The organism is Bradyrhizobium genosp. SA-4 str. CB756 (genome assembly GCF_000473125.1).
Lineage (GTDB): Bacteria > Pseudomonadota > Alphaproteobacteria > Rhizobiales > Xanthobacteraceae > Bradyrhizobium > Bradyrhizobium arachidis.
Genome location: NZ_KI421499.1, coordinates 13537 through 27724, shown reverse-complemented (window position 1 = coordinate 27724; position 14188 = coordinate 13537). Strand labels below are relative to the sequence as shown.

The 14188-nt window shown below is 63.4% G+C and carries 10 protein-coding genes and 1 pseudogene; 3 read left to right on the top strand and 8 right to left on the bottom strand.

Translation table 11 applies throughout. The features are described from left to right. Positions 1–6: 6 nt before the first annotated feature. The 3 genes from BRAGE_RS47500 (at position 7) to BRAGE_RS0100140 (ending at position 4615) form a co-directional block, all read left to right on the top strand. Entirely contained in the window at positions 7–2736 is a 2730-nt protein-coding gene (locus BRAGE_RS47500; protein WP_051377650.1) for a DUF5695 domain-containing protein, read from the top strand. 836 nt (positions 2737–3572) lie between these two features. Next, entirely contained in the window at positions 3573–3767 is a 195-nt protein-coding gene (locus BRAGE_RS47495; protein ID WP_027564021.1) for a hypothetical protein, read from the top strand. Between the two features lie 524 nt (positions 3768–4291). After that, positions 4292–4615 (top strand): hypothetical protein, encoded by a 324-nt coding sequence (locus tag BRAGE_RS0100140; RefSeq protein WP_027564020.1) that lies wholly within the window; start codon positions 4292–4294, stop codon positions 4613–4615. Positions 4616–5367: 752 nt separating this feature from the next. Here BRAGE_RS0100140 and BRAGE_RS56565 read toward each other — a convergent pair. From BRAGE_RS56565 to BRAGE_RS0100085, 8 genes and pseudogenes are all read right to left on the bottom strand, one after another. After that, positions 5368–6184: pseudogene (locus tag BRAGE_RS56565) on the bottom strand (integrase arm-type DNA-binding domain-containing protein); the annotation flags it as partial. Between the two features lie 357 nt (positions 6185–6541). Further along, complete coding sequence (locus BRAGE_RS0100110) at positions 6542–7444, bottom strand: terpene synthase family protein (RefSeq protein ID WP_027564017.1); 903 nt, start codon at positions 7442–7444, stop codon at positions 6542–6544. Beyond that, the gene (locus BRAGE_RS0100105) at positions 7441–8991 is read right to left on the bottom strand and encodes a hypothetical protein (protein ID WP_027564016.1); all 1551 of its coding nucleotides are present in this window, start codon (positions 8989–8991) and stop codon (positions 7441–7443) included. Before BRAGE_RS0100105 ends, BRAGE_RS0100110 begins: the two co-directional genes overlap by 4 nt. Before the next feature lie 279 nt (positions 8992–9270). Continuing rightward, complete coding sequence (locus tag BRAGE_RS0100100; protein WP_027564015.1) at positions 9271–10269, bottom strand: polyprenyl synthetase family protein; 999 nt, start codon at positions 10267–10269, stop codon at positions 9271–9273. 121 nt (positions 10270–10390) lie between these two features. Then, complete coding sequence (locus tag BRAGE_RS0100095) at positions 10391–11734, bottom strand: cytochrome P450 (RefSeq protein WP_027564014.1); 1344 nt, start codon at positions 11732–11734, stop codon at positions 10391–10393. Beyond that, positions 11734–12579 carry an SDR family oxidoreductase gene (locus BRAGE_RS0100090; protein ID WP_027564013.1) on the bottom strand — a complete coding sequence of 282 codons (846 nt, stop codon included), beginning with the start codon at positions 12577–12579 and terminating at the stop codon, positions 11734–11736. The genes BRAGE_RS0100095 and BRAGE_RS0100090 overlap by 1 nt, the downstream gene beginning before the upstream one ends. Then, on the bottom strand, positions 12566–12874 hold the full coding sequence (locus BRAGE_RS52315; protein WP_084334933.1) for a ferredoxin: 309 nt from the start codon (positions 12872–12874) through the stop codon (positions 12566–12568). Before BRAGE_RS52315 ends, BRAGE_RS0100090 begins: the two co-directional genes overlap by 14 nt. Beyond that, entirely contained in the window at positions 12862–14163 is a 1302-nt protein-coding gene (locus BRAGE_RS0100085) for a cytochrome P450 (RefSeq protein WP_027564012.1), read from the bottom strand. Before BRAGE_RS0100085 ends, BRAGE_RS52315 begins: the two co-directional genes overlap by 13 nt. Positions 14164–14188: the final 25 nt, after the last annotated feature.

The following is a 14188-nucleotide window of genomic DNA, read 5'->3' as shown; positions in this document are numbered from 1 at the left end:
TGGTTGATGACTAAGATCAAAGGCATGTCTAAAGCCTGGACGTATACGCGTCGTACGATGCTGTTGGGCAGTAGGTTCTTGGGTAGCGCGTTGTTCGGGGGCGCTGCGGTGCCTACACGCAATCAGCCGCAACGCAAGGTCGCTATGGTGTTGAAGGCGCCCGACTCTCCCTTTGTCGTTGGGTGCACACAAGACGGTATCATCTCGTTGCGTTATCGTTACGATGCGTATGACACGGACTATGTCCTGCCTGGAGCCGTGCTGGGGACGGCTCACGCTAGAGTTCGGCGTGCCGGATCCGAGTGGCATACGCTTCGAACTGGCGTTAGTGCAACGAAGCCGATGCATAGCGCTGCCCTTGAACTAGCAGCCCACGATGCGGGCGTCCTTCTCACGAGCCGCCTCTCAGTTTACGAAGCTAGATTGACGTGGGAGATCATGCTGCGGAACGACGGCATGGCGAGCGTGGAGGTTGGCGACCTCTATCTGCCCATGCCGATGAACACCGAATTTCCGGCGGGGCAACCGGTATCGGCGGCTGTTTTGAAGCACAGCTTCGTGTCGGGGCATGGGTCGCACATCCTCTGGATTCGTGGCAATAGCACCGGTCCCTTCCTCATGCTCTTGCCGGAAGCGGATACGTCACTGGAATATTGGAATGTTCACAAGGATTCGGCAGAAGCCAGTGGGACGTGGTGCGCCTACATCTTGGGCGGGGCGGCCGCCTGCGAGGCAGTGGCGGGCGGGACTCGCTGGCGACAGCCGACCCATTCCCTCTCCCTCTCGCCGGCCGAGCAACGGCGTTACCGTCTCCGTTTCCAGTGGGTTGCCGATTATGAGGCGGCGCGCAGGGCTATCACGGACGCCGGTCTGGTGGACGTGGAAGTAATGCCAGGCATGACGGTTCCCAACGACCAGCATGTCGACATCGCACTCGCGTCCTCCATTCCGGTGGAGCGAATCGAAGCGGAATTTACCGGCGACACGGTGGTGCAACGGTTGCCGGATCGGGCCGGCAGGCGACTGTGGCGGATTCGCTTTTCGCGATTGGGAGAGAACCGGCTGACCCTGCACCAGGCGGGTGCGCGCCAGACCTTTCTTGAATTCTTCGCTACCGAGCCCGTCGAGACGATGATGAAGAAGCGCGCTACCTTCATCGTGAAACGGCAGCATCGTGATCCGTCCAAATGGTACGACGGTTTGTTTGGCGAGTGGAATATGGAGACGCAGGTCCTGCTTGGCCCGGACAATTACGACCGGATCAAGGGCTGGCGCATCTACGAGGTGACGTGCGACGACCCCGGGCTGAGCAAGCCCGCTTACCTCGCGACCAAGAATGCCGAGCATCCTGATGTGGCCGAAGTGGCGGCGTTGGATCGGTATATAGATACGTTCGTCTGGGGCGGGCTGCAACGTACCACACAGGAGGCATATGCCTACGGCATCTACGGCATACCCGATTGGAAGCAGAACAGGGAAAGTAGCGATCCCGGCCCAAAGGGCCGCCTGCATATCTGGCGGCCTTATGACTATCCGCACATCTTCGCGATTTATTTGGCCATGCACCGCATCGCGCGTGACCATCCCGCGATACCCACCCGCCAGAGCGCACGAGATTATCTGGTACGCGCCTACGGTACGGCGTTGGCCATGTTCACGGTGCCGATGCGCGTGGTGATGTGGTCTGCCTATCGCACCGGCTTCTGCAACGAATGTGTGATCCCCGAACTGGTTTCGGCGCTTACGACCGCGGGCTTGACGCGCGAGGCAGCGACTTTGGAGGCGCACTGGGCGCGTAAGGTGCGCGCCTTCGTGGATGCAAAGGCGGACCTTTTCAAGTCGGAATATCCGTTCGATTCCACAGCCTTCGAATCAACACAGGCACTGGCGCGCTCGGCCCTTGACGACCCTGCCGCCATGGGAGTTTCGAAGGCGGCGGCGCGTGCCTTCGCGGCGCGTCAGCTCGCTGCAAATCTGTTCTGCCGTGGCTGGCTGGAACCTGCTTATTACTACCTGGGCAGCGATTATCGCCGCACTGCGGGCGACGCCTATACGCTGACTTACATGGCGCAAATGGGAGGTTGGGCGCTGCTTGATCATGCGCTGAACGATGCAGACGACCCGCATCCGCTCCTTCGTCTCGGCTATGCGTCACAACTCAGCGCTTGGGCTTTGCTGAACAGCGGCCCTGCGTCGGCCGGTCATGGCTATTGGTATCCAGGCGAGGAGAATGACGGCGCGGCCGCTGGCGGCTTCGAGCCGGCGCCGAGCGGGACCACATGGCTCGGTCAGCCGCATCACCGTGGAACGTGGTATTACTCGTGCGAGATCGACCTAGGATTTTGTGGGGCGGTCCGCGCCGCGGCGACGATCGTTGCCGACGATCCCATCTTTGGGCAGGTTTGTTACGGTGGCACGATGGAGACGTTTGCTCACACCCTGCGGATCTGCCCACGTGATGGCGTGCGGCGACGGCTCAACCTGCGGCTCCAGTCTCTCCGATTGGACTTGGTGCTGCTCGACGCCCGATTTCGCGCGGATCGACCGATCATTCTGAATTTGGTGGAGGGGCGGATCAGCCTGACGCCTGAGCCCTTTGCACCATCTGCATCGGGAGTGACGCTCGAATTGCGGTACGATGATGGGAGGAAGCGCAAGGAAGTCATCGACATCACAGACAGCCAGATCCTCGTCCGCTTGCCTGCGGCGCGCTTACCGCGGGTTCAGGTTCGATAGATGATTAGTCCGGCCTTTGATGGTGCATCCGTATCGCACGATTCGAAGGAAGCGCCTGGGACACATTTTACACGGCTGCGCCACCGTGACGGAGGCGGTCCGTCGAGCAATACAAATAGTCAAGAGAGCTTAAGAGCGCTGGCTAAGCGCTACGGCATCACTCCCAAAGACGGTTCATCAGGTGGAAAGGCAGCGGCTCCGTTAGTGACGCGAAGACAGGCCCCCGGGAGCCTAAGTCCACCTTCCGCATTTCTGGGCGCATTTGCTCCGCATCCGCTGCCACATTTCTCCGATTTGAGAAAGTCTAATCCGAACTCTTTGGCTGCGCCTGGCAGCGAGATGATCGTCACAGAGCTCTACGCATCTTAAGCAACCGACCTGCCAACGATGTTGTACGAGAGTTCCTCAACGAACAAGGCGCTGTAGCCGTAATAGAGAAGCTTTACTGCGCGACTTGAGACATCGATGTCGTGAACAAGACACAGCTCAAACAACAACACCGAGGACAGGGTGCCGATCACCGAAACAAGCAACTGCCTGGGCCAAGATGCGCGCCCGCGACAACACCTTTCCTATCGAAGTCGATTGTCCTCAGAAATATCGGGGCGCTGCAGCATCACCATGGCGCTGCTTGGATAAATCAAGCAAGTTTCATCTGCCCGTTGGCCAGTCTCCGGTATCGAAAAAGTGGCCTCCTGGCGAATCGGGATACTATCCCGGCGCGGCCAACGGAAGGATCGCTGAGGTTTCTGCTTATCCGTTTGCTGAACATGTCGCCGAAGATCGCGCGGGCCTTCGCGACTTCGCCATAGGCTTCACGGCGTGGCTACACGCGGATGCTGATGCGCCGAAAAAGTGGTGACAGTACGCCAAAGCAACAACAACAAATGCCGGCGGAGCAACCGGCGCTGAACGAGAGCATCGAGGCGTTATTCGCCTCGTGCCAACACGTCGTCGACACTCAGCACGAGGTCATGGCGCTCAAGGGGGAAATAGGAAAGCTGCCAGCGCTGCCGGACGAAGGATATTAGCAGAGGTGACTGGCAGGCGAACTCGACGACGAGCTGAGGCGCTTGGGGCTCCCCCTTGAGGTCTGAAGCGCGCAGATTTAAGCCGCGCCACGACAGTTCGGCTGCGCAATGCACGGCTGCCACATTCGCCTATGCGCCCCCTGAATCTCGGCAATGGAACTTGCTTACCGGCGACGGGATATTGCGCGAGTTTGCCCTCGGCCGAACAGATCAGATCCATGCGTCTTGTTGTTCGATCAGCTCGCTGATGGAGATCATGTCACTATCAGGTGATTGCACGAAAGGCTTGAAGACTCTACTCCGCCCATCCAGATGCCGCCTGCCTGTGCAGGAAGTGCGCCGACGATTGGCTCGCTTCGCAGCAACAGATTCGCCAGGGCTAGATCACGTCCCCACGAAAAACCTATCCCGCACGCGCCGCCGCGGATGGGGCAGCTGACGGTGCCTCAACATGCCAACCATGTATGGGCCCTCGACCACAAGGTTGGATCCGACTAGGTGACGGCTCTCGCATTGAACCGTTCATGGTGACCGATGGCTTCAGCCGCTATTTGATTAGCCTGGCGGCGACGGGCAGCACGCAATATGCCGAGTGCCAGCCGCTGCTCGGGAGTACTGTGATGACCATCAGCATGCTTGATCAAAAGATGTTCAAACTCGCCTGTGGCCACGAGGTGGTCCTTGGTCGACTATCCAACATTGATAGATGGGTTTGCGAGACTTGCGGGCGGCCAACGGCTCTGACCTCAGACCCATTTAAGTCACTCCCTTTGAAGGAGCTCGACACCGCTCAACAGATCGATTTGCAAGCGAAGGAGCGAGGTGAGGAGGTGATCCGTCTGACCTGAATAGAAGCCCTGGCGCTCCGCAATGCGGATCTGGCCGCGCTGTCACTAGGACAGAGGCCGCAGCGAACTCATCGCTGCGGTCCGCGCACGGTCAGATGAACCGGGTGAAACGGTCTCTAGGTGAACTATTCGGCCAGCCCCGGTGTGGCAGTATCCCGCGCTCCATTCCGGATGCATCGTCAGTGTGACGATCAAGTCGGGAAAAATAGGCAACGGACCAAGCGAAAGCGAACAGAGCAGGCCTTCATCCTGTGAGTAGGCTCGCGTCCGCTTGGTGCAACGGAGACTAAGCACAGCGGCCCACCCCCAAATGCCCCGCCGGCTGGGGCCGTCTGGCGGTTTTGACGCTGATAGTGCGGCTCGTCATGACGCTTGACGGCAGCGCCCTGGTAGCTGCCTTTTTCTATGCCTAATCTGCCCTTGCGTATCAATTTGACACGTTGTGATCCAAAGGGGCCATGCTACTATTTCCCGATCAGAGGGGCAGCGATGGATCGGCTGAAGAACGCGTTGGGGCATCTCGAACTTCCGGGCTGTCCGAATTGCCGGATCGTCATGAGATGGTTTCGCTCGGAGATAGTGCGAGACACTCCGGAATCGATAATTGCCGACCTTTTTGTCTGCCCAAATTGCAAGCGCGCTCAGCGGACCGATACAACGTTCACGCCGGTTCCCGTCCCGCCTTACAAAACTGGCGGCCCTCATTTCCGTGTGATTCAAGTGGGACAGTAAGGCCGCCGCCTCAGCCGTTTATCGGCCTCGGTCCACATCGGACCGATCACCTCGCTCCTCCGGCAGCCGGTTAGTGCTATCTGGCGGATGATGTCGGCCCTCGTGACGTACCTTTCGTCCTTCTTGGCATTTCGCATTATCTCGCCAATGATCCGATATTCGGATTCTCTGACCCGGCGGCTCCGCACGTTGTCCGGCTTTCTCATACCATGGGCGGGATTGATGGCGATGAACCCGCATCGACGGCGCACGTGAGAATGCCGCCAAGAAGCCCGGCGGTCCGCGTTGCCGTTCCCGCGCCACCGCGAACAATGACTTTCCCGCGTAGCTTTTTCGTCTTGACTAAGGCTCGCGTCTTGCCGGCCATGATATCCTTCAGGACCTTGTTGATATCGGCCCTGGTTAGGTCCTTCACGCGCCACGTGCTGAGAAGCGGGATGATATGGCGCTTGAATGCGGCCGGTATCGGTGATGATGGTAGTGGGCTTCTTGGGGCGTCGACCCTTTCCCAGGATGAGGCCGGCGTTCAGATCGTTTAAAGAACGCAGAGCTCCTTGACGGTGATCGCCTTGCGATCGAGCTGGCGTTCCTCCGCGGGATTGTCGCCCTGTGCGACACGCCCCAATTGGACCTATCGCCTTTTGGGCGGTTCAGACGCCATGCAAGCCGATGGTGTAGCGGCGCGAGCGGCCCTGTGATCTGTATTGGATGACGTAGCTACGCTTGGCCAGAAGTGAAGAAGCGCAGACCGAAACCAGGTAGCTCTTCATTCCAGATGACACAGTCCCTGTCGCTGCTCTCAGCGGCGTCTACGACCCTCTTCGTGAGCTTAGCCATGGGCAATCTCCGACAGAACACCCGTTCTCGCGTAAGCACCACGTAAGCAGTCGGACACAAATCAGGGCGTATCTGAGGATACCGAAGACAAGCTAAAATTTCAGTTTGTTCAGCTGAAACAGCAGGATAGCACATTGGAGCGAAGCCCATCGAAAACGGTCGAAGGGCACGTCAAGTGCTCCGAAGGCAAAGGTCACACGTTCCAATCGTGTCGCGGTTCCAACACGATCTCCAGATCGTCGTCCTTGCGCCGGCTCAGGGCGGTGTTGCTCATGCTCGCTCCGTCCGTGGCATCGGGCGACGGCGTTGCGTCGGACCAGACCGTGGCAGCGCGCGCACGCCGCGCCTCCTCCGCGTTCAGGCCGGCGAACGCTGGCCTCGCCCCTGAGGGTCGCTTCGGTAGCGGCTGGCCGAGGTCTGGTAGTACCGCGCGGAGATGGCCGCCATGGCCTCGATCAACGATCCCCACGGCGCCGGAAAGCACTCTTCCGCCATCACCCGGTACAGCATGCGCGTATAGCCGGCCAGCTCGTCATTGAGGAACTCCACGGCAGGCATAGCTGGATAGCGCTGAAGCAGCAGGATCGCCGCGTTGTCGGCCTCGCCGGCCAACGTGTCCTTGTCGCGTCCGTGCAGATCGTTCTGCAGGCGCCCTATCGCGGAGATGAGCCGCAGGACCTGGCGAAACGCCGGACGCGCGCGCAAGGTCGCCATGTCCAGGCCCCACAGCAAGGACAGGCAACAGAACACGTTCGCGTAGGCTATCGAATCGATGCCGTTATGCAGGTACTCGGCGTAGGACCAGCGTTCCGGCCCTGCCGCCTGCGCGTGGCCGGCGCGCAGCGCCGCGCAGTAGCGCCTGGTATCGGCGAGAAGCTGAGCATAGTCGCGATGATCGTAGGCTAGCGCCGCCAGCGAAGCGCGCAGCACAGCGCAGCCCTCGAATCCGGGGAGCGCGCACGGCTCGCCCTGCCCCAGCGCCTGCTCCACCGCGGCGAGCTGCTCCGGCACGATCAGGCCAAGGTCGTTGCAATCGTCGAGCCAGAACAGCAGCGCCAGTTCGCGATAGAACGCCACGATGAGTGTTTCGTCCTGCGGATTGCGACCGGTGCGGGGGCTGATGTCACGCAGGCTCGGGCGGATACGCTGCAGAATGTACTGGCCGCCGCGGACCGCTTCCACGGCATGCTCGTCAGCGAACCCGGTCAGGGAACGCCCCCAGCCCAGCACCTGATGCAGCGCGCGTTCTGCCTGGATCATGGCGCCGCTCCTGCTCCCTCGGTCAGGACGCGCCGCCCCCAATGAAGCGCCAGCCACAAGCCGGCGAGTTCGGCCACACGCACGACCCGAGCGGGGCAATACAGTTCCTTGCCGATCCACAATGGCGTTTTCGGCAATGCATGCGCCGCATGGCGGGCGAGCATCCACTCTAGCGCACGCGCCACCACCTGCGCGATGCGCCGGCGCCCTGTGGTTTTTTCGCTCTCGTCCATCACGCGTAACGCGAACAACGCATAGGCGGTCTCCTCGAATGTGGACGCGCGACCGGCGCCCCAGCCGCCGTCGCCGCGCTGCGCCTGCAGCAGCGCCGCCAGCGCGCGCTCATCCCACCACTGGGGCTTGCCTTGCGCCAGCGCAGCGACCGCATGCGCGGTGGGATACAGCCACGAAACGTGCCATTTTTCGTTGTCCCATAGACCGTGCGGGTTGCGATTGGCCTCGACATAGGCGCTGGTGCCGGCGGCGGGCTTTCCCAACAGTCGCAACGCATGCAGGGCGTGGATGTTGGTCGACAGCGAGGCATTGCGCTCGCCGGGAAAGGTGACGAACAGCTCGCCGATTTCAAAATGGCGCAACGCATCGACCGCCGCGTCGCGGCCTGCAATGTGCAGGACACACAACGCAACGGCGGTGTCGTCCGCATCAGCCGCGAAATGCAAGGCCGGACCCAGACCGCGCACGCTCAGGCGAGCGTCGAGCTGCGCGACAATCACGCGGACCGGCTCGGCGAGCGCGGGATGCGCGAACAGCCCGGCCAGATGAAGGGTGTACAGCGACCAGCATGGCTCGAACACATTGATCGGCCACACGTTGGGAACGACGCCTTCGATGCCGCTGCGCGTCGCCCGCGATGCCATCTGGAGATACGCATCCGCGCGCCCGACCTGTGGCGTGCTTCCCCGCGTCACGGCGTACGCACGCCACGCGGCGGTGGCCGCCGGACTGATGCCGATGCTGCCCTCGTCATCCGGGTATGCGGTCGTCGGCGACGTCCCCCAGGCTTCCCAGGAGTGCAGCAACGGATGACCGCTCGGCAACATCGCCAATGCCCGCAGCTTGTCCAGGCACGCTTGTCGCAACGGCAACAGCGCTGGATGGCGCGGAAACGCCGCGTCACCCAGCAAGGATGCGGCCTCACCGCAAAACTGCGGCAGGATCAACTCCGCGCCGATCGGCGCGTCTTCTGGCACCGCATGCGCGTAGGGATCGGGTTGGACCTGGAGGAACCGGATTGCAGCCCGAACAGCGTCGGCAGCACCGGGAAGAGGATCGGCACGCTGCAATGCCAATAACGCTGCCCAGGTGGGCGCATGCCGGAACAGCGGGAAGTCCGCGCTTCCCCATCCGCCGTCGGCCTGTTGCTGCGCGATGAGCCACGCGTATGCGTCCTGCCGACCGTTGACGTTGCCGTGGAAGCGCAGCGCCCGCGCCGTGTCGTAGACCGACGGACCGACGCTGCCGCCATCGCTCATTTCGCTCAGCAGGCCGCGCAATTCGGAAAGAATCTGTTCGGACAGCGCGTTCACGATGGATGTTCCTTATGCAGACGATTGAAGAGAACCGGGATCGGGCAGACGCAGCCCATGTCGCCCGCATGCTCGTCGCGTAGGCAGCGCCGGACGGCCGCCCTGCTCCGGCGCGGCGAGGTCCCCGATGCTCGCGCCGGTCCGCCGCGTAGGCTTGCGCGCGGGGCGCCGCGTGCGCCGGGGCGGGCGATCGGCACCGCGACTCGGACAAAGTGCAGCATGTATCTCTCGCCGGTTGATCGCAGCGGCACGAGGGCGTCTCCATCCGGACGGGCGCGCTCATGCGCATGGCGCGTGCTTGAAGAGATACGCGTTGGCCCGCTCTAGGAGTTGCGCCAACCGTTCCGCACGCGGCCCCAGCGGCGAAATGGCGTCCCCGGCATCGCGCAACAGATCCAGCGCGAACTGGCGTGCTGCCTGCAGTCCCATGATCGACGCGCAGGTCGGCTTCTGCGCCGCCGCGTCCTTGCCGGGGGTCTTGCCCAGCATCGCGGCATCCGCTGTCACGTCGAGAATGTCATCGATCACCTGCAACGCCAGGCCGAAACAGGCGCTGTAGTGATCGAGCGCACAGTACAGCGCAGCGTGCGCGGCATTCTCCGCGAGAGCGCATAGAGCGCCCATGCGAACGGACGCGCGCACTAGCGCTCCGCTCTTCATCCGGTGCATCGCCACGATCCTGTCCAGCTCGACGTGCTTTCCCACCAGAGACAGATCCATGGCCTGCCCGCCGGCGGCACCCTCGGCTGACACCGCCCGCGCCAGTTCGCGCACGAGCGCAATACGGTTGTCGCCCGGCGCGTCCAGGCTCGCCAGGGTCAGGAAGGCGTGCGCTTGCAGCGCATCGCCGACCAGGATCGCTGTAGCTTCGCCGAACTTGACGTGCACCGTCGGAAGGCCGCGGCGAAGCACGTCGTCGTCCATCGCGGGCAGATCGTCGTGGACCAGGGTGCAGGCGTGTATCATCTCGATGGCGGCGCCAACGTCATCGAGCATGTGCGCCGGCGCGTCGGCCAGTGTGCCGGCAGCCAGACAGAGCAAGCCGCGGGTGCGCTTCCCGCCATGCAAGGTGGCGTAGCGCATCGCCGCCATCAGCTCGGTCTCACCGTCGTGTTGGGCGCAGAGAAGACGCGCCAGCACCTGTTCGACCCGGTTTGCGCCCTCATGCATCCAGATCTCGGGCAGCAGCCCGCCGGATGCGCCCCGCGCCTGCGTGCCCAATCCGCCGAGCGCGGAATCACCACTTCTGTCATCCTGTGGCGTAGAACCGGTCTGCATGTTGTTCATGTCCTTGTCCCTGACAGGCGAGCCGCCGCGGTGTTGTCTGCGTCGCACCGAGTGCAGCAATCCCGCGCCTCGCCAGCGCCGCTGCCTCACCACAGGGGCATGTGATGCCAGCTCATGAGAATCCGATGCGGATAGTCATGGACGGATGTGCGGTCGGGTAATAGCGCCGGCCTTTTTCGACGCCGTTCAGCAACCGCGGCCGCGTCCCGCCCTCGTGCATGGTCAGCGCCAAGGCGATGCAGAACTGCACCAGTTCCAGACATGCCAGGTGGTAGCCGATGCAGACGTGTGGGCCGGTACCGAACTGCAGCATGTCCACCGGCCGGATAGGCTCGGTGCGTTCCAGCCAACGCGCCAGGCGAAACTGATGAGGCGCCTCGTACAGCAGCTCCGAGGTCGAGAAATGCAGCACCGGGATGCATAGATCAGTGCCCGCGGGAATGCGCCGTTGGCCGAGTCGCAATTCACGCACTGCGCGACGCACCAGGAGCGGCGTCGGCGGATGCATGCGCAGCGTCTCGCGGAACAGCGCTTCGGCGACCGGACACTGCGCCAAGTCCGCGTGCCGGGTCGGCACCGCGCCCACGCGTTGCGCCTCCTCGACCAGAGCGTCCCACAGCCCAGGCTGCCGCGCCAGCTCGATTACTATCCACGCCATAGTCGACGCCGTGGTGTCGTGACCACCGAGCAGCAGCAAGCGGATATTGGCGACTAGGATCTCATCGGAGGGCGCATCGTCGCTCCGATCGAAGGCGCTCACCATGTCGTTGATCAACCCGGTGGGCGCGGCATGTTCGCGCGCGTCGCGAACGAACTCACGCAACCGCGCATCGATCCAGTCTCGGGCGGCGCGGCCGCGCCGCAAGGGCAGTCCGGGCAGGTCGACCGGGGGCGCGACGATCAACTGCAGCAGTTGCCGGTACTTGCGACGCCATTCCGGCAGGTCCTGCGCGGGGATTCCCATGAGGCTGAAGATGAGTTTGAGCATTAGATCGCCGCTTTCTCGCAGGATGGTTACGTCGCCCCGGTCGCGCCACCTCTGCACCCGCGCCCGGATGATGGGCGCGAACAGCTCACCGATGCCGGCCTGGGTCAGCGCCGTGGGCAGGAACGTCGCCTGGATCGCGCCGCGCGCCTGCCGGTGCGCACCGCCGTCCTGGGCGACCAACGTTCCACAAAACAATTCGGGCGCGATATCTTCGATCAGCGCCGAGGACACGTCCTTGTGCCGGAGCAGTGCGATCGCATCCGGATCCAGACAGGTCACCATGTGTCCGGCAGGGCCGAAGTCCAGCCAGAAGTGGCTGCCCAGCGTCCGTTCCGCACGCCGCAGCAGGCGCGGCAGGTCGCAGACGATAGCGGGAAGGTGCCCGACCAAGGGGAAAGCGCCGGGCACGACCGGGATGTCGTGCCGCAGCCGATCTCGACGGTTCAGCGGGTTGAGCAGCATGTCCATCACCAGCGCGACGACGCAGCCGCTTCGGCGGTCTCGCCGGAAGGCGGCGCGGCGCGGCTGTTTCCACCGTCGGCGTACGTCGGCACATGCGCCAACATGCCGCCGTCGATGCACACCACTTGGCCCGTGATGAACGCAGCATCGTCAGAGAGTAGGAACGCCACCAGCGCGGCCACGTCTTCGGGGCGGCCGACGCGCGGCAGGAGCTGGTGCCGGCGCAGATGCCGTTGCATGCACTCGTCCAGTTTGGCCAGGAGACGCTCGGTCATGATGAGACCCGGCGCAACCGCGTTGCAGCGGATCTTCGCATGACCGTACTGGGTGGCGAGCGAGGCCGATAGCATGTTCATCGCCGCCTTCGATGCGGCGTAGGACGTCAGCGTGGTGTCACCGCTGAGCCCCTGGCACGACGACATGTTGACAATCGCGCCACCGCCGCGGGCGATCATCCCTGGGATGGCCCGCCGGCAGCAGAGCAATGTGCCGCGCAGATTGGTTGCCATGGTCTCATCCCAGACCGCCAGGTCCAGGTCGAGGATCGCCCGGTCACGCGGAGTCAGATGCATGGCGCCCGCATTGTTCACCAGGAGATCGACCGCACTGAAGTGCCGCTCCGCCGCATCGAACAGCGCTGCCACAGCCTGCGCCTCGGCGATGTTGATGGCCAGAGCCAGCGCGTGGCCCGCCTCGGCCGCGATTTGGGCGGTACAAGCCGTGGCCGCCGAACCATCAACGTCGGCGACCACCACTTTGCCGCCCTCGCGCGCGATTGCGAGGGCGCATGCCTTGCCGATCCCGGCGCCGGCGCCGGTCACCACGGCCACCTTGCCTTCAAACCGTCCCATCGTGTCCTCTTGGATTGCGTTGGTTTCTCGCGGCATGCCGCTCCGCGTCCGCCGGAGAAGGCGCACTGTCGGCGCTGGCGCGCTCGTCACGGCTAGCTTCGCTTCTGATGACCCGAATGGCGGCGACCGGGCACTGGCTGGCTGCGAGCCGCACGGCCGCGCTCAGCGCCTGCGGAACTGTCGCCCCGCACACTTCGGCCACGCCGTCCGATTCGCGCTGGCGAAAAATACCCGGTAGCGTCACCGCGCACTGTCCGCTGGTTCCGCACAGATCCTGGTCGACTAAGACTCGCATCGCAGCCCCTGCGCATGCAGCCGCACCGGCAGCGCGCGGAACGTCCTAAGGAATGCGGAGGGCTCCCGGGTCGGCAGCTCGGCCAATGTCAGCGTGGGGAAGCGCGCCTGAATCCGCGGCAAACTTTCGGCCAACTGCACCCGGGCCAGTTGCGCACCGAGGCAGAAGTGGATGCCGTGGCCGAAGCTCAGCATGATCTTCCCGTCGGTCGACATGCCGGGACTAGTGCCGTAGAACCGGGCAGGATCGAAGCGGTCGGGATCGGCGAAGGCGTCGGGATCGCGATTCCCAGACGCGATCAGCACGCGCACGTCCGCGTTCTTCGGGATCACCACGCTGCCTAATTCGATGTCGTGCTGGGCGATACGCGGAATGGAGCTGAACATGGCGGGCGCGTCGCAACGCAGGACCTCTTCGACGAATGCCTTCACCCGCATGGCGTCTCCCTGCAGCCAGTGCCGCTGTTCGGGATAGGCCAGCATCGCCAGGACCGCATGGTCGATGGTCGCAGCAGTGGTGACGAAGCCACCCAGCAGCATGCCCCACAACATGCTGATCAACTCCGCATCTGAAAGCGTGTCGGCATCATCGTCGTGTGCGAGGACCAGCATCGACACGATGTCGTGGCACGGATCGGTGCGCTTACGCTGTATGAGAGCGCCAAAGTAGGCCTTCACTTTGGCACTGGCCGCGTCCGCCGCGGCGAGCCGGGAATCGCTGGCGTGTGGGCTCAGGCCTTCCAGAATGGCGCCGATGCCCGCGGCGAGCCCGAACATATCGTCCTGAGGCATGCCGAACAGTTCGGCGAAGACCAGTATGGGCAAGGCCAGCGCGAATTCCCGATGCAGGTCCACGGCCTCCCCGCGCTCCAGCGCGGGCGCCATGCCGTCCAGCCGCGCTTCGACGATACGCGCGATGCTCGGCCGCAGGTTGTCGATCTGGCCCATGGTGAAATCGCGCGAGATCAGCCGCCGCAGACGCGTATGCGTCGGTGGGTCCTTCATCGCTAGCGTGGAGGCCAGCAGATTGAGCGACAGGCTGGTCGCCGCATGCGGAAAATAGCGCGCCAGTTCGCCCGGCGCCGGTCCCCGAAACGCATCGCCCGTGGCCTTGAGGGCCCAGTAGATGTCGGCGTGGCGGCTCAACAGAAAGAGGCCCGACGCCGCGCGATGCACCGGGTCGTGCTCGCGCAACCACCGCATGAACGGATACGGGTCGTGGATCCACGCTGGCGACGCCAGTTCGGCGAACGCGTCCCGGCATGCTGCCGTGGTTTCTTGCACGTCCATCTTCGTTACCTGTTGGCTGGCTGAT